This window comes from Streptomyces sp. NPDC047841, assembly GCF_040704085.1.
GTDB classification, from domain to species: Bacteria; Actinomycetota; Actinomycetes; order Streptomycetales; family Streptomycetaceae; genus Streptomyces; species Streptomyces argyrophylli.
In genome coordinates, this window is the sequence record NZ_JBEYRP010000032.1 from 24,085 (window position 1) to 43,756 (window position 19,672).

General features: G+C 69.1%; 16 protein-coding genes and 1 pseudogene. 9 read left to right on the forward strand and 8 right to left on the reverse strand.

The annotated features are described in order from the left end of the window. Positions 1–26: 26 nt before the first annotated feature. Positions 27–437 (forward strand): hypothetical protein, encoded by a 411-nt coding sequence (locus tag AB0947_RS36155; protein WP_366754614.1) that lies wholly within the window; start codon positions 27–29, stop codon positions 435–437. Positions 438–469: 32 nt separating this feature from the next. Here AB0947_RS36155 and AB0947_RS36160 read toward each other — a convergent pair whose 3' ends face one another. Beyond that, entirely contained in the window at positions 470–1,459 is a 990-nt protein-coding gene (locus AB0947_RS36160; RefSeq protein ID WP_366754615.1) for a YafY family protein, read from the reverse strand. A 93-nt stretch (positions 1,460–1,552) separates the two neighbouring features. Between AB0947_RS36160 and AB0947_RS36165 the strand changes: the two genes are divergently transcribed. Further along, on the forward strand, positions 1,553–1,951 hold the full coding sequence (locus tag AB0947_RS36165) for a VOC family protein (RefSeq protein WP_366754616.1): 399 nt from the start codon (positions 1,553–1,555) through the stop codon (positions 1,949–1,951). Between the two features lie 49 nt (positions 1,952–2,000). Further along, a pseudogene (locus AB0947_RS36170) lies at positions 2,001–2,952 on the forward strand (IS481 family transposase); the annotation flags it as partial. A gap of 130 nt (positions 2,953–3,082) precedes the next feature. Here AB0947_RS36170 and AB0947_RS36175 read toward each other — a convergent pair. Continuing rightward, positions 3,083–4,021 (reverse strand): LysR family transcriptional regulator, encoded by a 939-nt coding sequence (locus tag AB0947_RS36175; RefSeq protein ID WP_366754617.1) that lies wholly within the window; start codon positions 4,019–4,021, stop codon positions 3,083–3,085. 92 nt (positions 4,022–4,113) lie between these two features. Between AB0947_RS36175 and AB0947_RS36180 the strand changes: the two genes are divergently transcribed. From AB0947_RS36180 to AB0947_RS36195, 4 genes are all read left to right on the forward strand, one after another. After that, positions 4,114–4,959: an alpha/beta fold hydrolase gene (locus tag AB0947_RS36180; RefSeq protein WP_366754618.1), complete on the forward strand. Its 846-nt coding sequence runs from the start codon at positions 4,114–4,116 to the stop codon at positions 4,957–4,959. Continuing rightward, a complete protein-coding gene (locus tag AB0947_RS36185; RefSeq protein ID WP_366754619.1) occupies positions 4,956–5,180 on the forward strand; it encodes a hypothetical protein in 225 nt (74 codons plus the stop codon). The genes AB0947_RS36180 and AB0947_RS36185 overlap by 4 nt, the downstream gene beginning before the upstream one ends. A gap of 74 nt (positions 5,181–5,254) precedes the next feature. Further along, positions 5,255–5,584 (forward strand): hypothetical protein, encoded by a 330-nt coding sequence (locus AB0947_RS36190; RefSeq protein WP_366754620.1) that lies wholly within the window; start codon positions 5,255–5,257, stop codon positions 5,582–5,584. 566 nt (positions 5,585–6,150) lie between these two features. Further along, complete coding sequence (locus AB0947_RS36195) at positions 6,151–6,933, forward strand: transposase family protein (RefSeq protein ID WP_366754621.1); 783 nt, start codon at positions 6,151–6,153, stop codon at positions 6,931–6,933. Positions 6,934–6,988: 55 nt separating this feature from the next. Here AB0947_RS36195 and AB0947_RS36200 read toward each other — a convergent pair whose 3' ends face one another. The 6 genes from AB0947_RS36200 to AB0947_RS36225 all read right to left on the reverse strand — a co-directional run bounded on the left by AB0947_RS36200 (position 6,989) and on the right by AB0947_RS36225 (position 17,129). After that, positions 6,989–8,197: an ABC transporter substrate-binding protein gene (locus AB0947_RS36200; protein WP_366754622.1), complete on the reverse strand. Its 1,209-nt coding sequence runs from the start codon at positions 8,195–8,197 to the stop codon at positions 6,989–6,991. A gap of 162 nt (positions 8,198–8,359) precedes the next feature. Then, positions 8,360–10,831 (reverse strand): glycoside hydrolase family 3 C-terminal domain-containing protein, encoded by a 2,472-nt coding sequence (locus AB0947_RS36205; RefSeq protein ID WP_366754623.1) that lies wholly within the window; start codon positions 10,829–10,831, stop codon positions 8,360–8,362. 471 nt (positions 10,832–11,302) lie between these two features. Further along, entirely contained in the window at positions 11,303–13,873 is a 2,571-nt protein-coding gene (locus AB0947_RS36210) for a family 78 glycoside hydrolase catalytic domain (RefSeq protein WP_366754624.1), read from the reverse strand. Positions 13,874–13,942: 69 nt separating this feature from the next. Next, the gene (locus AB0947_RS36215; protein WP_366754625.1) at positions 13,943–14,806 is read right to left on the reverse strand and encodes a carbohydrate ABC transporter permease; all 864 of its coding nucleotides are present in this window, start codon (positions 14,804–14,806) and stop codon (positions 13,943–13,945) included. Between the two features lie 38 nt (positions 14,807–14,844). Beyond that, positions 14,845–15,729 carry a sugar ABC transporter permease gene (locus AB0947_RS36220; RefSeq protein WP_366754626.1) on the reverse strand — a complete coding sequence of 295 codons (885 nt, stop codon included), beginning with the start codon at positions 15,727–15,729 and terminating at the stop codon, positions 14,845–14,847. A gap of 83 nt (positions 15,730–15,812) precedes the next feature. Continuing rightward, positions 15,813–17,129 carry an extracellular solute-binding protein gene (locus AB0947_RS36225; RefSeq protein WP_366754627.1) on the reverse strand — a complete coding sequence of 439 codons (1,317 nt, stop codon included), beginning with the start codon at positions 17,127–17,129 and terminating at the stop codon, positions 15,813–15,815. A 321-nt stretch (positions 17,130–17,450) separates the two neighbouring features. On the opposite strand from AB0947_RS36225, the gene AB0947_RS36230 reads away from it, so the two are divergent. Both AB0947_RS36230 and AB0947_RS36235 read left to right on the forward strand, forming a co-directional pair. Then, positions 17,451–18,467, forward strand: coding sequence for a LacI family DNA-binding transcriptional regulator (locus AB0947_RS36230; RefSeq protein WP_366754628.1), 1,017 nt, complete (start codon positions 17,451–17,453; stop codon positions 18,465–18,467). Between the two features lie 3 nt (positions 18,468–18,470). Beyond that, positions 18,471–19,574, forward strand: coding sequence for a LacI family DNA-binding transcriptional regulator (locus AB0947_RS36235; RefSeq protein ID WP_366754629.1), 1,104 nt, complete (start codon positions 18,471–18,473; stop codon positions 19,572–19,574). Positions 19,575–19,672 lie beyond the last annotated feature (98 nt).

Consider the following 19,672-nt stretch of genomic DNA (forward strand, 5'->3'; position numbering starts at 1 on the left):
AGGCACCCAAACGGCGGCCAGCCGCGGTGGAAGGCATCGACGGTGACCTGGAGCCTGCCCGAGCCAGGCTGACCGTTGCCGTGGACCAACCTGACGTGCCTGCCGGGTGGGCCGCAGAGCCGAAGTGGGACGGATTCCGGGCGCTCGTCTCCGTCGAGGAAGGAGGGGTGGTGCTGCGGTCTAGGCGCGGTACCGAGATGGCGGCCTCGTTTCCGGAGATCGTGGCCGGGGCCGCGCAGCTGCCGGACGCGACCGCGCTGGACGGCGAACTCGTCGTCTGGGACGCCACGGGCCGGCTGCCCTTCGAGCAGCTGCAAAACCGGCTTGCCCGGCGCGGTGCCGGTGTCGAGGTCGGTCAGAGCACATCCGGACAGTGGCAACCACGCTCGTTCACGACACCGGGCAAGCCCTCAAGTCCGCGTGGAGCATTACGTTAGGTGTGCCATCTCATGATATTGGTTCCTCGCTGTCAGGTTCGGCGGGCACAGGACGTGAGGCGATCGGCGAGCGCGATGACGAGGTCGCGCAGCTCATCGGGGCGCTCGATGACGAACGGCTGGTCGAGTGAGGCGAGTACCGGAGGCAACCAGTCGAGCCGCTCCGCCCGCAGCTCGACGCGCAGCCAGCGCTGGCTCGCCCGGTCCTCGCCGGCGGCGGGCTCGTGCTCCTCCAGGCTCGCGACGCTGACGGGAAGGCGGGCGCGGATCTGCTCAACCGTCCCGTGGATCCGCAAGGTCACCTCATGCCGGTACCCGGCCGTGGCGAACCCTGACAACACGCGTTGTGCGGGAGCGGGACCCACGGGCTCTTCGAACGAGCCGGACAGGGTCCGCGCGTCTGCGATGCGATCGAGCCGGAAGGTTCGGTCCTCGCCGATCTGGGCGTCCTTCCCCGTGACATACCACCGGCCCGCGTGGGCGACGATCCCGTACGCGTGCAGCGTGCGTTGGCTGGGCCGTCCGTCACGGTCGGTGTAGCGGATCGAGACCGGTCGGCGGTGGCGCACCGCATCGGCGATGGTGAGCAGGATTCCGGCGTCCGGGGTGTCGAACTCGCCGGGCTGATCCGTGAAGGCGAGAGCTTCCAGGAGTGTGTCGAGCCGACGGGCGATGTGTTTGGGCAGCACCCGCCGGATCTTCGCCGACGCCGTCTCGTTCGCCGTGCGCTCCGTCGTCGTCAGCCCTGCCCGGCGGCCGGCGACCAGGCCGAGCAGCACGGCCAGCGCCTCGTCGTCGCTGAGCATGAGCGGAGGCAAGCGGTACCCGGGAGCCAGGCGGTACCCGCCGTAGCGGCCGCGCACGGACTCCACGGGCACGTCCAGGTCGATCAGCTGGTCCACGTACCGCCGCACAGTGCGTCCTTCGACGCCGAGACGGTCGGCGAGCTCGGCCACAGTTCGGGTGCCGCCCGACTGCAGCAGCTCCAAGAGTGTCAGCACGCGGCCGGTGGGTCGAGGCATGTTCGCAGCCTAACGCGAATACAGGACCGATTCTGTCCCCTATTTCTCCTAGCCTGCGACGTGTACGCCCCCAGCACAGCCAAGGAGATTCCCATGGACTTCATCTCGGTCCGCATCATCACCGGCGACGTAGCGCGCCTCGTCGAGTTCTACGAGCGCGCCACAGGAGCGCAGGCGACGTGGGCCAACGAAGACTTCGCCGAACTCAAGACCGCGGGCGCCACCCTCGCGATCGGCAGCACCCGCACCGTCCCGCTCTTCGCCCCCGGCTCTGCCCGCCCGGCGGACAACCACAGCGTGATCACCGAGTTCCTCGTAGACGACGTGGACAGCGTTTACAACCACCTGACCGGCTTCGTCACCGACTTCGTCACCCAGCCCACCACGACGCCCTGGGGCAACCGTTCGCTGCTGTTCCGCGACCCCGACGGCAACCTCGTCAACTTCTTCACCCCCCTCACCCCAGCGGCCATCGAAAAGTTCGCACGCTGACGCCAAACACAGCCGCTCCCGTGGGAGCCCTAAGACCCCCGGGCTCCCGGTGAACGCGGCGGCCCAGTCCAGGAATGCCACCAGCGGGGGACATCGGAACGCACCGCTGATCCTCGAAGGACGTCTGCGCTTGTGTCTGCGGATCGACGCCGGACGTCCGATCGCGCACGTGGCTGCGCCGGGATCTCCCGCCGCTGCCTGGCCAAGTGGTACGCCCGCTGGCGCGCGCACGGTGAGAACGGACTACTCGACCACCCCTCCCGCCCCCGCCATCAGCCCCGCCCTCACACCCGAGGACATCGCTGACCTGGTGGAGGCTCTGCGGCGGCAGACCGAGAACGGGCCAGGCCGGCTCGCCGCCGCCCTACAGCGGCTGCACGGCGTCACACTCGCGCCCGCGACCATTCGCCGCATTCTGCTGAGGTGAGGACTCAACCGGCTCCGGGACCTCGACCCACCGGCCGGCGAGCATCTGCGCGAGGTCACCCGCCATGAGCACGACCGGGTCGGCGGCCTGGTCCACGTCGACGTCAAGAAGCTCGGACGCATCCCGACCGGCGGCGGCTGGCGGATGCACGGCGTCGGCATCGAGTCCGCCCGCGCCTCCGACGTACCGGTCCCGGCTCGCCTGTATCGAGGCCCTGGACGATGAAAAGGCCGTCACCGCGGTCGTCTTCTGGCGCCGGACCGTTGCCTTCTTCGCCGCCCACGACATCACACCGATCTGCTGCTGCCTCACCGACAACGGTGCGTGCTACCGGCCTACGCCCTGGGCTGACGTGCTCGCCGCGACCGGTACGAAGCACAAGCGGACCAGGCCGTACACGCCGCACACGAACGGGAAGGTGGAGTGGTATCACGGGACGCTCTGCCGCGAGTGGGCGTAGGTCCGCGAATACATGACCGAGCGTGAATTCCGCGTCGTACTCCCGGCATTCGTGGATTACCACAACCACGAGCGGCCGCACGCCGCGCTCTGCGGCCGGCCGCCCTTCAGCCGGACCGCCGGGAGCGACTACCGGATCGTCTTCGACCAGCCGCCCGAACCACTCGCGGACATCCCGCAACAGCCACCTTGGAGGACTTCGTGTGACCAAGGTCCCGAGACACCACAGTGAGCATTTTCCAACTTCACGAGTGCCGAGGCGGGTCTTCCGTGACCAGGCAGCGTGCACCGGCCTCGGGGCAGTTCTCGCGGATGATGTCGAGGAAGGCGTTCAGTGCCGGGGAACAATCCCGCGCCCGGAAGGACAGGATCAGATCGGGCAGAGGCGTACGCGGGGTCACCTCGCAGAACCACGTGCCCCGTCGTAGAGCGGTCAGCATGCGGGAGGGTCCCAGACCAACTCCCACCCCGCAGGCGGCGAGACCGATGATGGTGTGGATGTCCCTCGCGACGGTCGCGCTGGAGAGCGCCGGAGAGTCCTTGCCCAGCAGGGTCCGCAGTCCAGCGACGACGGCGGGCTCGTCCTCGCCCGGCGCCACGATCAGCGGCTGTCGCCGCAGCTGCTCCACGTCCACCGAAGACTGACCCGCGTACGGGTGCGTGCTGCTCACGACCGCGACCAGGTGGTCATGTCCGATCGGGACCGATACCAACTGCTCGGCTCCGACGCCCCGTGGCCGGCCGAGGCCGATCGCCACGTCCAGTTCGCCGGCGACCAGCGCGGCCGTGCTGCGGTTGGTCGCCATCTCGTGCAGTTCCAGCCGTACCTCGGGCCGTTCACGACCGAACCGGCCCAGGACGTCCGGCAGGGGTTCGAGCAGCGCCGAGGCGATGAACCCCAGGCGCAGCCGGCCCGTCTCGCCGCGTGCTGCCCTGGCCGCGTCGACCGAGGCTGCCGCGATCTCGTCGAGCGCCCTGCGTGCACGGGAGAGGAAGGCCGCGCCCGCAGCCGTCGGGAACACCCCCTGGCGGGTGCGATCGAACAAGCGGGTGCCGACTTCCCGTTCGAGGTCGGCGATCTGCTTGGACAGCGGAGGCTGCGCGATGCCCAGCGCACCGGCTGCCCGGCCGAAGTGTGCGTGCTCGGCGAGGGTCAGTGCGTACCGCAGGTGCCGCGCCTCCATGCCAGCCTTCCGGTCATACCTGAGAAGTATCAGCGGCCAGCTTGCCAGATCTTTCACTGGATGATCGGGACCGGGTTGCGTGGAATGCAGGCATGACTGATCGCTCCTCCGCAGACACCGTCTTCGTCTTCGTGCACGGGGCCTGGCACGGCTCCGGGCAGTGGGCGGCGACGCAGCGCGCACTCGCCGCACTCGGTGCCGCGAGCATCGCCATCGACCTGCCGGGACACGGCTTCGACGCGCCACTGCCCGGCGGATACCTCCAGCCCGGCCAGCCGGGCCTCTTCACCGAGAGGTCCGCGCTCGCCACCGTGACGATGGACGACAGCGCCGAGGCTGTGCTGGACACGCTGCGCCAGGGCCGCCACCACCGTCGTGTCGTGCTCGTCGCGCACAGCGCGGGCGGCGGCCCCGCGTCGCTGGCCGTCGAGCGCGCACCCGAACTCGTCGACGAGGTCGTCTACCTCTCGGCCTTCGTGCCCGCCGGACGGCCCCGGTTCTTCGACTATCTCGGTTCGCCCGAGAATGTCACCGCACGAGGCCAGAGCCTCATCCTGGGCGATCCCGGGGAACTGGGCGCCGTGCGGATCAACCCGCTCTCACAGGATCCCGCCTACGCCGAGGAACTGCGGCAGACCTATTACCACGACATTCCCTCGGACCGCTTCGACCGCTGGCGCTCGGCGCTGAGCCCCGATCTGCCGCTTGCGATCCCCACCACCCCGGTCATCGTGACCCCGGGCCGGTGGGGGCGCGTCCCGCGGACCTTCCTGCGCTGTGCGGACGACCGGGCGCTGCCGGCGGCCGTGCAGGATCTGATGATCGCGGAAGCCGACCGGGCCATGCCCGGGAACTCGTTCACCGTGCGCACCCTCCCGGGCAGCCACAGCCCGTTCGCCGCCCGGCCCCGTGAGCTCGCCGCGGCCCTGCTGCCGTGAGCGACGGACGCCTCGTGCTGCCGGTGGTGCTCAGCGCCACTTTCGTGCAGCTGCTCAACGTCACTGTCGCCCAGGTCGCCGCGCCGGCGATCCAGGCCGGTCTGGGCGCCGGTCCGGGCGCCGTGCAAACTGGTCCTCGCCGGATACACCCTGACGTTGTGGACGTTCACGTAATTCCTCACGTCCACGATCACGTTATTCCCCAGGGTGTGATCGTGTGAGGCCTGTTCCGACCCGTTTCAGCATCTGGCCAAGCAGGTGGACAGCTTGGGCCGGTGTCGGTGCTCCGCGGGAGGTGCCGTTCCGCATCTCGTCCGCGTCGGGCGGTTTCGTCGTGGCGAACGTCAACAGCCCCCAGGCAGTGGCCCACGGCGGCTACGGCAACCGGGCGAACGGGCCCGACATCCCGCACCAGCAGCTGATCGAAGCCCTACGAACGGACGCCCACGCAGTCACACCCGACGAGGCGGTCCGGGCGCGGGAGTACGCCGACGACCTGGCCTCGGCCGTGGACGCCCAGGACACCGACAGAACGGCGCGCATCCTGGCAAGGATCAACGCACTGCTGTCTACAGCCACCGCAGCCTTCACCCTGACCCGGGATCTCCTGCGCCCCGGCTCGTAGGGGAGGGGGCGGCGAATGGCCCCGCAACGGGAGTGACCCCGAGCCGGCGTGACACCTCCATGATCGAGTGCCCGTCGGCGCACTCCAGCACGATCCGCGACCGCTGGGCCAGCGCCTAAGCCGTCGTGCGGCGACGCACCCAGCCCTCCAGCACAGCCCGCTGGGCATCGGTCACCAACAACGGCGGAATCTTCGGACCCGGACGACTCATACCGAACCAACGATGAATCTCCGACTCAGGTCACTAGGACTTGTCCGGCCGATCATGCGCGAAGCCAGATGACGAGGGCTGCGGCAGTCGCGGTCCCGAGGAAGACGTATCCGCGTTTGTCGTAGCGGGTGGCCACGGCCCTAACGAGCTCGTGCACGGTAGGCGGTGAGGTGTCGAGCTTCTGATCGTCGATCATGGTCGTGTGGTGGGGAACGTATCTCGTGCAGCGATCGTCAGCAATCGGAGAATCACGGGTCTCTCGGCCGATGTGATCGCTGAACTGGTGGCTGAGTTGGGCCCGTTGTGGCATGAACGGCATCAGGACAAGCTTGCGTCCCGGCCGCGGAAGCGGGCGGTGGGCACCGGGGCGAAGCACCGGCTCGTGTTCGTCGACCGGCTCCTGGCCACCCTCGTGCACCTCCGGCACGGGGTCACGCACGACGTGCTGGCCTGCTGGTTCCACGTGGACCGCTCCACCATCACCCGCGCCATCGGCGAGGTACGGCCGCTGCTCGTCGAGCGAGGATGCACCGTGAGTCCCGGCGTGCGGCTAGGGACTCTGACCGAGGTCGTCGACCATCTCGGTGCCGGCGGGAAGACCGGGATCATCGACGGCACCGAGATCCGGGTCCGGCGGCCGGCCGCCGGACGTAAGGACCGGGACAAGTTCATCTCCGGCAAGAGCAAGCAGAACGCCGTCAAGACCATGGTGCTCACCGACGCGGATGGCCGGATGCTGTTCTGCAGCCCGACCAGGCCCGGAAGCTGCGCGGACATCACCCACGCCCGCCAGTTAGGGCTGGTCAAGCTCCTGGCCAACGGTCCCGCCATGGAGATCCTCGCCGATGCCGGCTACCAGGGCCTGGGTGCGCAGACCGGCGGCCGGGTGGTCACACCTCCGCACCGCAAGTTCAGGAAGAACGCTCCGGACTGGTACGAGGAAATGCACGAGCGACAGCGCAAAGCGCACTCCTCACGACGTATCCGGGTCGAGCACGGCATCACGCACCTGAAGAACTGGCGGGCCCTGACCCGCCACCTCGGCCGCCGCGAGCACATCAGCGACATCGTCCAAGCCGTCGCCGGCCTGCTGTCCCACCAGCAGACCGCGGACCTGACGCCGGCACGGCAGATGTGAACACCGAGCCCCGCCGCCACCCTCGGCGTCTCACCGCCTACCGTGCACGAACTCGTTAGCTGGAGGCCGTATCCGTGTCCTTTCCCCGCTGGTACGCCTCGTCCATGGCCGCGAGCGCGTGGGCGATGTTCGTGGTGCCTGCGAAGAGAGCCCGCACCTGGGAGAAGTGCGTCTGCTGCACTGCCGAGTTGGGCCATCTCTGGTCCATGAACGGTACCGTCGTCCCGTCCTTCTGCCGCTGCACCACCTCCTCGACGGCGGGGTCTGCGGAAAAGGAGTTGTTGGGGAGCGCCGGCAGCGTCCCTCCCGTTCGGTTGTAGAGGTTTTGGCCTTGCTCCGACCCCAGGAAGTCGATGAAGGCCCGTGCCGCAGGGTGGTGACGGCTGTGCGCGTTGAGTCCGTAGGCGGCGGAGACGGCCCCTGGGATGCGCGTCTCGTCGGGCTGGTCCGTGGCGGGCAGCGCCGCCATCCGGAAGTGCATGCCGGGGGCCGCCGAGCGCAGTGCGGCCACCGCTCCTGCCACTTGGACCGTCCCCACGGCCCTTCCCTCGGCCACTTGGTCGAGAGCGTCCTGGTACGTCGTGCTGAGCGGGTCCGTACTGAAGCAGCCTCGTTCCCGCATGTCCAGATACTCGGTCATGGCCTGGCGCCAGCCGGACCGGGCGAAGGTTCTCTTGCCGTAATCCATCTGCGTGTCGAAGTCGGGGTCGTGGGCGTACACCGTAGTGGCGACGAGCGCGTAGTCGACGAGTTGCGTCACCCAGGCGGATGCGTTGCCGAGCGCGAAGAGCACCTTTCCGTGCCGGCGGGCGGCCTCGCACAGGGCGAGCAGGCCGCTGTATGTGCGGGGACGGGTTCCGCCGATCGTTTCGAGTGTTTCCGAGGAGTAGATCGCCCCGATGGCGCTGAAGCTGACGGGGACCACGTAGGTGCCGACGTCCGCGTCGGTGACCGGTCGGATGCTGTCGGGTATGCGGCGGGCGAAGGGCCGGAGGGTGAGTACGTCCAGGAGGCGGTCTCGCTCCAGGGCGATGACCGAGGCGGGGTTGCCGTTACCGGGCCAGACGGTGAAAACGTCTGGGGCCTTACCCGCCCGCAGCCGGTCTGGGAGGTCCTTCTGCAGGGTGTTGGTGTCGGCGTAGCTGACCGTGACGCGTATGTCCGGGTGTGCCTTGCGGAAGGCGGCGACGACGGCACTCATCGACGCCTTGTCGGTGATGTTGGCCATGACGGACACCTGGGCGTCCGATGTGCCGCTGCTCATGAGAGAGCAGCTGCTCAGCAGTGCTGCGGCCAGCGCGAGACGCGCGGCGGCATGCAGGAATCGGGATGTGCGGGGCACGAGTCGGCTCCGTGCGGTAGGTGATGGGCGGTGGCCGGCGCGGTGGGAGTGATCGGGGCGTCACGCGCGCCGGCCGGGGTGGTGTCAGCTGATGGGCACGGCTCGCTGCGCGGTCAGGTCGCGTGAGCTGTGCGCTGTGGCGAAGGTGTAGGTGCCGACCGTGAGGGTCCAGGCACCCGTGTTCCAGACGGTCAGGTCCTGGACGGGGATGCTGATGGTCAGGCGCCGGCTGGCCGCGGGGGCGAGCGTGACCTTGCGGAAGGCCACGAGCCGGTGCGGCTCGGCAGCGGCGGCGCTCGGCAGCCCGGCGTAGATCTGTACGACTTCCGTGCCCTTGCGGGTGCCGGTGTTGGTGACGGTCACGCCCAGCGTCACGCTCTTGGCGGACGTGTCGTAGGTGGCCTCGAGGGAGCCGTGGGTGAAGGTGGCGTAGGACAGGCCGTGGCCGAAGGGGAAGCGTGGTTGCTGGCCCTTGCTGTCGTAGTAGCGGTAGCCGACGGCGACGCCCTCGTCGTAGGAGACGGTGCCCTTGCTGCCGGGGTAGGTCGCCGGTGTGGTGCCAGGTCCCTGAGTCGCGTCGGCGGGGAAGGTCAGGGGCAGGCGGCCCGAGGGATCGCTGTCTCCGAAGAGGACTGCCGCAAGCGCGGTGCCCATGCCACGCCCGCCGTACCATGCCTGGAGCACGGCTTCGACGTCACCCAGCCAGGGCATGGCCACGGGACCGTCGGTGTTGAGGACCACCACGGTGCGCGGGTTGGCCGCGGCCACGGCGGTGATGAGCTGGTCCTGGTCGCCGGGCAGGCCGAGTGCCTCATGGTCCATGTCCTCGCCAGCGATCCGGTTGACGAAGACGACGGCGGCGTCGGCGGCGCGCGCGGTGTCGACGGCGGCGGGGATGAGGGAGTCGGGCTGCCATCCGAAGGTGAGACCGCAGGTACCGGCGTCGGTGGTGGCGTTGGTGTAGGTCAGCTCGATGGTGACGGCGCGTCCAGCGGTCAGCTGGGCCGTCCCCTGGAGGGGGTAGTCGTAGGGGCCGAGGAAGAATCGGCGGCCGTGCCGGCTGCCGGAGACGACCGTGGTGCCGTCGATCTTCAGGGTGGCGGTTCCGGCGGGCAGCAGGGAGAAGCGGTGCAAACCGGTGGTGGTCGGTACCAGCGTGCCGCTCCACTTCGCCGACCACACGTCCGGCAGTCCGTCCACCGGGGCGGAGGTGAAGTCGACGGTTGTGTCGGTCCGGGTGATGAGGGGTGTGCCGGAGGCGTCGGCACCGGAGTAGTAGGCGCCGGTCAGTCCGGTGGTGCCGGAGCTGGTGCGCAGCACGGCGGAGGGGACCGTGGTCAGGGGCACGTCTCCCTTGGTGCCCTGTGCGTACCTGACGTTCACGCCGCTGCCGGCTCGTGCGCGGATGGCGTCCAGCGGCGTCGTCCAGGTTCCGGGGTCCACATAGCTGGAACCGGCCACACCGGTGAAGGCGTCCGTGCCTGCCGGTCCGATGACGGCCAGGGATTTGAGGCCGGCCGGCAGGGGCAGCGATGCGGAGCGGTTGGCCAGGAGCACCAGGGAGGCGACGGCGGCCTCATGGGCGAGGTCCTGATGCGCCGGCGTGCTGACGTTGGACGCGGGCGTGGGTAGAGGGTGGTCGAAAAGGCCGTTGGCGTACATCGTGACGAGGATGCGGCGGGCCGCGTCGTCCAGTCGGCTGCTCGGTATGGCGCCGCCCGTGAGCGCGCCGGCGGGGATCTTGACCGCGGAGGGGCCGAGTCCGGCGAGGTCCATGCCGGCCCGCGCGGCGGCGACCTGGTCGTCTCCCGCCCAGAAGTCGGGAACCGCGTAGCCCTGCAGTCCGATGCTCTTCTTCAGGTCGTCGAAGAGGCTGGGGCTCTGGGTCGCGAAGGTTCCGTTGATCTTCGGGTAGGCCATCATCACCGAGGTGGTCGGAGCGGCGGCGATCACATGCCGGAACGGCGCTTCGTAGATCTCGTGCAGGGCGCGGTCGGAGACCTTGGTGTCGGTGGAGAAGCGGTTCGTCTCCTGGGTGTAAGCGGCGAAGTGCTTGACGGTGGCCGCGACGTTCTGGCTCTGGATGCCGGTGGTGAGGGCAGCGCCCATCCGGCCGGCGAGCAGTGGGTCCTCCCCCATGCCTTCGGCCTGTCGGCCGGAGTGCCAGGTCCGGGCGAGGTCGACGGTGGGACCGAGGAGGTTGTTGTAGCCCTTGGCCCGGCCCTCGGCGCCGATCGCGGTGCCGAGCCGGCCTGCGAGGTCCTCGTCGAAGGTCGCCGCCTGGGCGACCGGTACGGGGAAGGCGGTCACACCTTGTTCACCGCGCAGGCCGGCGGAGGCGTCCACCATCGTCAGTACCGGGATGCCCAGGTGAGCGACGGCGGCGAAGTCGCACCGGACGAGCGCCTCCTTCTCGGCCGCCGTCATCCGGGCGAGCATCGCGTCGGCTTGGTCCTGCGGTGCGGTGGTGGCGGCTGCCGCCTTGGTCACCAGGGGGGCCATGCTCATGGTCAGGGCGGTGAAGGTGGCAGCGGACAGGAAGGCTCTTCTTTTCACGGCGGCTCTCCGAAAAAAAGGGGGAAGGGACCTTACTACGGGCGCTTACGGAAGGGGCCGGGCGAGGAGTCGGGCACACGACCGGCCCCGGGTGCTGGCGGGGGCAATCCATCGGATTTCTGGCATCACCGGTCACGCACTGCCGTCCCAGGGCAGTCGACGCCAGTGAAAGAGGAAGGCTTCCATGCTGCTTCCGCTTGTTGAACCGAAAAGCTAGGGGTCGGGACTCTTCAGGTCAACCCCTTCAGTCGCGACAGAATGAAAAACCTTCTGAGCAGGCAAAACTCGGCGTCGAATTGAAATCCGGCGAAGGATTTCAATGCAATCCGGCAACCACTCGCCGCCGCCATCAGTCATATCAATGGAGACCATTGAAGCCACGAATGGAGACGGCCGCACATGACTTGAAAAGGACCAGCCCGGCAGGCAACTGAGATACCTGCCGGGCTGCTCGAAGCGCACGAAGAGAGATTATGTCGATTTCGCCATGAGTTCCCATGAGTCGAGTTCATGTACTCCTGGCCCCACTGTCACAGGTGGGCATTGAGGGAACCGGACGATGCCGGAACACCCGTCGGGTACGACAGCACGGGCTCGTATCCGGCCTACGTCGGCCAGTTCCCACGACAGCTCCGTCGCTCCGTACGGTGTCTCGTGCCGGGTCCGGGCCCAGGTGATGCCGCCGCCGGGACGGGGCTGGAAGAGGATCTGCCGGTAGCCGGGGGCGGACTCGGCGACACCGCCGACGACGCGGTGCAGCCAGTCAGCGACGGCTCCCAGGGCGTAGTGGTTGAAGGACGTCATGCCGCCCGGGTTCAACGTACCGTCCGGGCGGAGGCTGTCCCAGCGTTCCCAGATGGTGGTCGCCCCTTGCTTGACCGTGTAGAGCCAGGAGGGACACTCCGTCTGGGTGAGCAGGCGGTAGGCGACGTCGAGGTGCCCGGTGTCTGTGAGGGCGTCGCAGATCAGCGGGGTCCCGACGAAACCGGTGGCTATGCGGGCCTTGTCGGCGAGGACCAGTTCGGCGAGCCGGTCGCCCGCCGCACGGCGCTGCTCCTCGGTGAGGAGGCCGAAGGCGATGCCCAGTGCGTAGGCGGTGGGGCTGTCGCTCGTCATGTGGCCGCTGGGGCTCACATAGCGCTGCCGGAAGGCGGCCGTCACCTCGTCGGCGAGTTGTGCGTACCGCTCGGCGTCCTCCTTCTTGCCCAGCCGGTCCGCGGTCAGGGCGAGGTGGCGGGACGAGTGCGCGAAGTAGGCGGTGGCCACGAGGTAACGGTCAGTGCGGCCGGCCGCCGGGTCGTCGGGCGGGGCGGCGGGGTCGAGCCAGTCGCCCAGCTGGAATCCCGTGTCCCAGAGACGGCCGGGGCCGGCGAGTCGTTCGACGAGGTCCACCCATGCTTTGGCCGTAGGGTAGTGGCGGCGCAGGATTTCCAGGTCGCCGAAGCGCCGGTACAGAGTCCACGGGGTGAGGGTGGCGACGTCGCCCCAGGCGGCGCCGGGCTGGATCGGCGTCCACATCGGCTCGCCGGGGATGACGGGGACGTACCAGGGGACGGTGCCGTCGGGCAGTTGCTCCAAGCCGACGTCGGTGAGCCAGGAGTCGAGCATGCCGGCGCAGTCGTAGAGGTAGCTCGCGGTGGGGGCGAAGACCTGGATGTCGCCGGTCCAGCCGAGGCGTTCGTCGCGCTGGGGGCAGTCGGTGGGGATGTCGACGAAGTTGCCGCGCATGCTCCAGACGACGTTGTCGTGGAGCCGGCTGATCAGGGGGTCGCTGCACTCGAACCAGCCCGTGCGGTGCATGTCCGTGTGGTGGACCTGGGCGGTCACCGCGTCGGCATGGAAGTCGCCCGGCCAGCCGGTGATCTCGGCGTAGCGGAAGCCGTGCAGGGTGAAGCGGGGTTCCCAGGTGAACGGTCCGTTCCCGGCGAGGATCAGCGCGTCGGTGGCGTGGGCCTCCCTGAGCGGGCGGGTGGCCAGTTCGCCGTCCTGGAGGACCTCAGCGTGTCGCAGGGTGACGGTGGTGCCGGCGGGGCCGTCGACCGTGATACGCAGGCGGCCGACGAGGTTCTGGCCGAAGTCGATCAGGTGACGGCCGTCGTCCTTGCGGGTCACGGTGACCGGGGCGATCTCCTCGGTGCGGCGCACCGGCGGGCCCTGCGGAGCGGCGAGGGTGCGCGGGTCCCGGGCGTGGACGCGCACGGGCGTCCAGTCCGTGCCGGGCGCGTCGGGCGTGGCCCAGTGGGGATCGTGCAGGCGGGCGTCGAAGGTCTCTCCTTCGTACAGGCCGCTGGTGAGGATCGGACCGGGTGCGGCGGTCCACGTCCCGTCGGTGGCGACGGTGACGGTGGTGCCGTCGTGGTACGTCACTTCGAGTTGGGCGATGAGGCACTGGTCGGTGCCGTAGATGTTGCGGGTGCCGCCGTCGAAGCCGTACCGGCCGCGGTACCAGCCGTCACCGAGCCAGGCGCCGATGGTGTTGACGCCCTCGGCGAGGTGGCCGGTGACGTCGTGGGTGCGGTAGCGCAGGCGATGCGGGTAGACCGTCCAGCCCGGGGCGAGGATCTCGTCACCGACGCGGCGGCCGTTGATCTCGACCTCGTACAGGCCGTGCGCGGTGACGTACAGGCGGGCGCGGATCACCGGGCGGTCGAGGCGGAAGTTCTTGCGGACTCGGGCCGGGCGGCGGTCGGCCTTCGGGTCCTCGTCCCAGCCGGCGCCGACGGGAACCGCCGACCAGTGGGCGGGGTCCAGCAGCCCGGCCTCGACGGTGCTCGGCTCGCTCCAGCCGGACGGCCCGGCAGCGCCTGCGGCCCAGACGCGGACCCGGACGGTGACGCGCTCACGGGAGGTCAGTGGTTCGCCGGGCCAGGGCACCAGGATCTGCTCGGCGCTGTCGACGCGGCCGGTGCGGTGCACAGTGCCGCAGCGCTCGAGTCCCAGCTCGTACGCCACCTGACGGCCGGTGCCGGGAGGGAGTGTCCAGGTGAGGCGGGGGGCGGGGACGCCGATGCCGAGGCCGTCCGGGAGGTGTTCGAAGGACACCGGGGAAGGCTGAAGGGGGAGCAAAGGGGACCTTTCGTATCACGTGTGCGGGGTCGGGGAATCGTGCGCTCAGCCCTTGACCGCTCCGGAGGTGAGGCCCTTCATGACCTTCTGGTTGAGGAACAGGTAGATCAGGAGGGTGCCGAAGACGTTGATGCAGATCGCGGCGAACAGCGGGCCGTACTGGGTGGCGCCGAAGTCGCCGGTGAAGTTGAGCAGGCCGACCTGAATGGTGCGCAGGTCCTGGTCATTGGTGAAGGTCAGCGCGATGAGCAGGTCGTTCCAGATGAAGAAGAACTGCACCAGGCCCACGGTCAGGAGCGCGTTGCGCACCATGGGCACGCTGATGGTCCAGAAGGCGCGCAGGATGCCGGCGCCGTCGATGGTGGCCGCCTCGAACAGCTCCCGCGGGACGCTGCGGTAGTAGGTGGCCATCATGAAGACCGTCAGGGGCAGGCCGGTGCCGGTGTAGGTCAGGATGAGCGGCCACAGGGTGCCGGACAGGCCGGTCTGGAAGTACACGGTGAACAGCGGCAGCAGGATCATCTGCGGCGGGACCATCATGCCCGCGAGGAAGACCAGCAGGGTCAGGCTGCGGCCCTTCCACACCATGATCTGCAGGGCGAAGCCGGCGGCGGTGCCGAGCAGCAGCATCAGCGCGAGCGCCGGGAGGACGGCGAGGAGGCTGTTCTGGACGTACAGGCCGATGTGGCCGGTGGTCCACGCCTGGCCGTAGTTGCCCCACTCCCAGGTGGTGGGCAGGCTCCAGGTGGAGTGGTTGAGGTAGTCGTCGTTGGACTTCAGCGAGGTCAGGAACATCCAGACCAGCGGGTAGATCTCGACGACCAGCAGCAGCGTGACGACGATCTTCACCCACAGTCGGCCGGCACGGGCAGGCGGGATTTTCGCCGGCGGGGTGCTCGTGCTCCTCACGGAAGTTTTCACAGCGGTGTCGATGGTGGCCACAGTGATCAGCCCTCCGTGAGGTCGCGCCGCGAGACGCGGTAGACGACCAGGCTCACCAGCAGGCAGACGACGGTGAGCATCAGGGCGATGGTGCTGCCGTAGCCGTAGTCGCTGTAGGTGAACGACGTCTGGAACATGTACAGGGTCAGCGGGGTCGTGCCGTTGCCGGGCCCGCCGTTGGTCAGCGCCACGATGGAGTCGAAGACTTTGAGCGTGCCGTTGATGCTGAAGATCAGCGAGGACATCAGCACGGGCAGGGACAGGGGCAGCACTATGTGGCGGACCAGCCTGAGCCCTGTCGCCCCGTCCAGCCGGGCGGACTCCAGGACCTCGTCGGGGATGTCGACCAGGCCGGCGAAGAGCAGCACGGCGTAGAAGCCCATGGAACGCCAGATGTCCATGACGATCAGGACCCAGAAGGCGCTGCCCGCGCTGCCGAAGAAGTCGATGGAGCCCAGGCCGACGGCGTTCAGCAGGGAGTTGACCGGTCCTGTCTGTGGTGCGACCTGGAAGAACTTCTGGAAGAGCAGGCCGACGGCGACCGTGGGCAGCACCACGGGGAAGAACACCAGCGTGCGGATCAGTGCCGAGGCCCGCTTGAGGAAGAACACGTACAGCAGCGCCAGCAGGTAGCCGGCGACGACCTGCCCGGCGGTGACCACGACGGCGTACTTGAGGGTGAACCACAGGGCGTCGTGGACGGCGGGATCGTGCAGCACGCGGGAGAAGTTGGCGACGCCGTTGCCGGTGAAGCCGTCGATGGTGTTGCCCTTGGTGAAGGAGTAGCCGAGCGACCACACCATCGGGACGAGCATGATCAGGGAGTAGACGAGGAGCGCGGGACCGAGCAGGAGCGCGACGGCCCTGCGGTCACCGAGTACGCGGTGCATGGGAGGGGTCCACTTTCCGTTGGGAGGGCGGGGGCGGAGCGCACGGCATCGTCAGGAGGGCCGAGCGACCGCCCCCGGCCCGGCTACTGGGCGGCCAGCGCGTCCTGGACGGTCCGCATGAACTGCTCGGGGCTCATGCTGCCGTTGACCAGGCTCGCCGCGTTGGTCTGGCTGACGGTGGTGGCCTTGGTGCTGAACAGGGCCTCGAACCAGAGCACGTTCCGCTTCGAGGTGCTGATGGTGTCGCGGACCTGGGTGGTGACCGCGTTGGCGTCCTCCACCTTGGTGTTGACCTTGAAGCCGGAGATGGAGCCGTGGTCCTTCAGGGCCGTGCTGCCGTAGTTCTTCGCGATGCAGGTGACCCAGTCGCCGGTCTTCTTGTCGAAGGACTTGGCGTTGAGGGTGATGCCGAGGCCGACGTTGGAGGGGTACTGGTCGATCGAGCCCTTGCCGCCCGCCACGGCCGGGAACGGCATGAAGCCGACGTTCTCGGCACCGACCTTGTTCTGCTTGGCGTCGGCGATGTTCGCCAGCGCCCAGCTGCCCATGTAGAACATGGCGGCCTTGCCGGTGAGGAACTGGTTCATCGCGGTGTCGTAGTCGATGGAGCCGACGCCCTTGCCGAAGTAGCCCTTCTTGCCGAGCGCGGCGACCTCCTCGGCGGCCTTCACGTACTGCGGGTCGGTCAGCTTCGCTTTGCCGTCGGCCACCTTCTGCAACGCGTCAGGGCCGAGGCTGCGGTAGAGGTAGCCGCTGATCATGCGGGTCAGCGGCCAGCCCTGCTGTCCGGAGGCGGAGAACGGCTGGACGCCCTTCGTCTCCAGCTTCGCCGCGGCCGACACCAACTCGCCCCAGGTGCCGGGCACCTTCAGGCCGCTGTCCTGGAACAGCTTCTTGTTGTAGAAGATCCCCTCGATGTTGTACTCGTACGGCAGGACCTCCAGCTTGCCGCCGTACAGCGCCTTGATCGTCGATACGGCGGCCGGCTGAAGCTGGTCGTAGACGCCCAGCTCCTTCAGCTTCGCCTCTAGGTCGGCCACCTTGCCCGACTTCGCCAGCTGCTGGGTGAGGGCCGGGGCGTTGCCCGCCGCGAACTGGACCGGCAGGGCGTTCTGGCCGGCCAGCAACTGGAGCTTCTGGTCCAGGCTCGCCTGCGGCACGGTCTCCACCTTCAGCGGCAGCGCGTCGTTCGCGCTCTTGCACGCCCCCGTGGACAGTGTCGTTAGCCCGGTCTTGACGGTCGTGTTCTCGGTGACGCTCAGGTAGCTGAACTCCTTGGGCGCGGCCGAGGTGCCGCCACCGCTGCCGCCGCAGGCGGTGGCGAGGAGGGCCAGCGAGGCGGTGCCGGACGTGAGCAAGGCCAGGCGTGCGCGGCGTGGACGGGACGTGCGAGGGGACACGGGGAGCTCCAGGGGCTGGATGGAGAAGGGGCTGACGAGTGACTCCGGGGCGAGTGCACAGCTCCGGGCGAAGGGCGGACGACGCGGCAGACCCACGAGTGGGTCGCATCCGATCACTGTGTAGAACGTTCTCTACTTCGATTGGGCAACACCCTGCACGCCCCTCTTCTCGCCGTCAAGACACGGCGCTGTAACGACGCGGTGATGTGGTGGACGACTTGACGTCGCCCCGGGGGGAGCGTGTAGACCGTTATACCTACGCCTACGAGAGCCGGAGTGTGGATGATGGACCGGGCCGGGGAGCCTCGCCGCAGCAAACGCGTGACCATCACCGATGTGGCCCGGCATGCCGGTGTGTCCGTCGCCGCCGTCTCCAAGGTCTTGCGCAACGCCTACGGTGTGAGTCCGGCCATGCGGGAGAAGGTCCAGGCGGCGATCGCGGAGCTGGGCTACCGTCCGCACGCTGCGGCGCGCGGTCTGCGGGGCCGGACGTACACGATCGGTGTGCTGCTCGACAACGTCCGCAACGCGTTCTTCGCGGACATCCTCGACGGCATCCGCGACGAACTCCGCGACAGCGAGTACACCGTGCTCATCGGCGCCGCCGGCTTCGACCCGGAGGAACAGGCCAAGACTGTTCGCTCCCTGGTGGACCGTCAGATGGACGGGCTGATCCTCATCGCGCCGGGAACCGCCCGCGACGAGGTGCTCGCCACAGCGGCATCGACACCCACCGTGGTCATCGGCCACCACGACACCGCCGACACGCACGACTCGGTCGTGGACGCCGACGACATCGGCGCCGGCTTGGTCGTGGACCACCTGGTCGGCCTCGGCCATCGCGACATCGCCCTGGTCTCCGCCCAGGGCACCACTAAGGCCAACCGGTGGAAACGCCCTCCCGAGACAGTGCTGACCGAGGGATACCTCGCCGCCATGGAAACCCACGGCCTCGCCGGGCACACGCGTGTGCACCACGCCGCCTATTCCGACGAGGGCGGCTTCAAGGCCGGCATGTCCCTGCTGACCGCCGAACGTCCGCCGACCGCCGTCATGACCGGTGCCGACGTCGCCGCCCTGGGCATCTACCGAGCCGCCCACGAACTGGGCCTGCGCATCCCGGACGACCTGTCCCTCGTCGGCTACAACAACACCGCGCTCGCCGCGCTCGCCCCCGTCCAGCTGACCAGCGTCGACCAAGCCGGGCACACCATGGGCGCCACCGCCGCCCGCATGCTCATCGAACGAGTGGAAGGCCGGCGGGACAGGGCCATGCGGACCACGATGACACCACGGCTCGTCGTGCGCCGCAGCACGGCCGGACCGCGGGCCCGATAGGCCATGGACCCACGGACACCCGGTGCCGCTGCCGTACCCGGCGCACGGGAACTCTTCGCCTCCGAGGCGGGTGCCGGCCGGGGCCGGGTCCGCCGTGTCGGCATCAAGGACGTGGCCCGTGAGGCGGGTGTGTCTCTGGGCACCGTCTCCAATGTCCTCAACCGTCCGGAGATCGTGGCCGAGTCCACCCGCTCGCGCGTCCTTGAGGTGATCGACTCGCTGGGATACGTACGCGCAGAAGGCGCCCGCCAGTTGCGCGGCTGGGCTTCGCGTGTGCTGGCCGTCCTGGTCCACGACCTCGCCAACCCGTTCTTCACCGCGCTGGCCTCTGGTGTGGAGGAGGCAGCCCGTGAGGCGGACCTGGGCATCATGGTGTGCATCGGCGCCCACCGGCCCGCCGAGGCGGCACGGCACCTGTCGCTCATCACGTCCCACCAGGTCCGCGGCGCCGTACTGACGTCCGGGGAGGGCGCCGGACGCACCGCGGCGGCCTTCCGCCGCAACGCGGTCCCGTACGTCATGGCGGACCAGAACGCACCGCAGCCCGGCACCTGCTCCGTCGGGATCGACAACCTGGCGGGAGGCCGCGCGGCCATCCGCCACCTCCTCGAGCGCGGACACCGCTCCCTCGTCTACGTCAGCGGCCCCGACCGCCTCCAGCAGGTCCGGGACCGCCGCGCCGGGGCACTCAGCGCCCTCGGCGAGGCGGGCGTCGCGGCGAGCGCCCTGCGGGAACTGCCCTGCGCCGGCCTGACCGTGGACGCCGGACGGGACGCCGGGCACCGTGTACTCGGCCTGCCCGACCGTCCGACCGCGGTCTTCTGCGCCAACGACCTGCTCGCCCTGGGCATGCTCCAGGCGCTGTACGAGGCAGGGCTGAGGGTGCCGGACGACATCGCCGTGGTGGGCTACGACGACATCGAGTTCGCAGCGTCGGCCGTGGTACCGCTCACCTCGGTGCGACGACCGGCATCCGCCATGGGACGGCGGGCCGGCCGGCTGCTCGTCGAGGACACGGCCCGCGGAACCGGGCACACGCACAGCCACGTCGTACTGCAACCCGAACTGGTCATACGCCGGTCGACCATGGCGGCACCCGCGCGCTGACCGGGTCCGCCCACACCCGTGGGGAACGGGTGCGGGACCGATGATGGGCACGGCAGGGGGGACGGGCATGGCGGAGCTCCGGCTGGCGGTACGGGAGA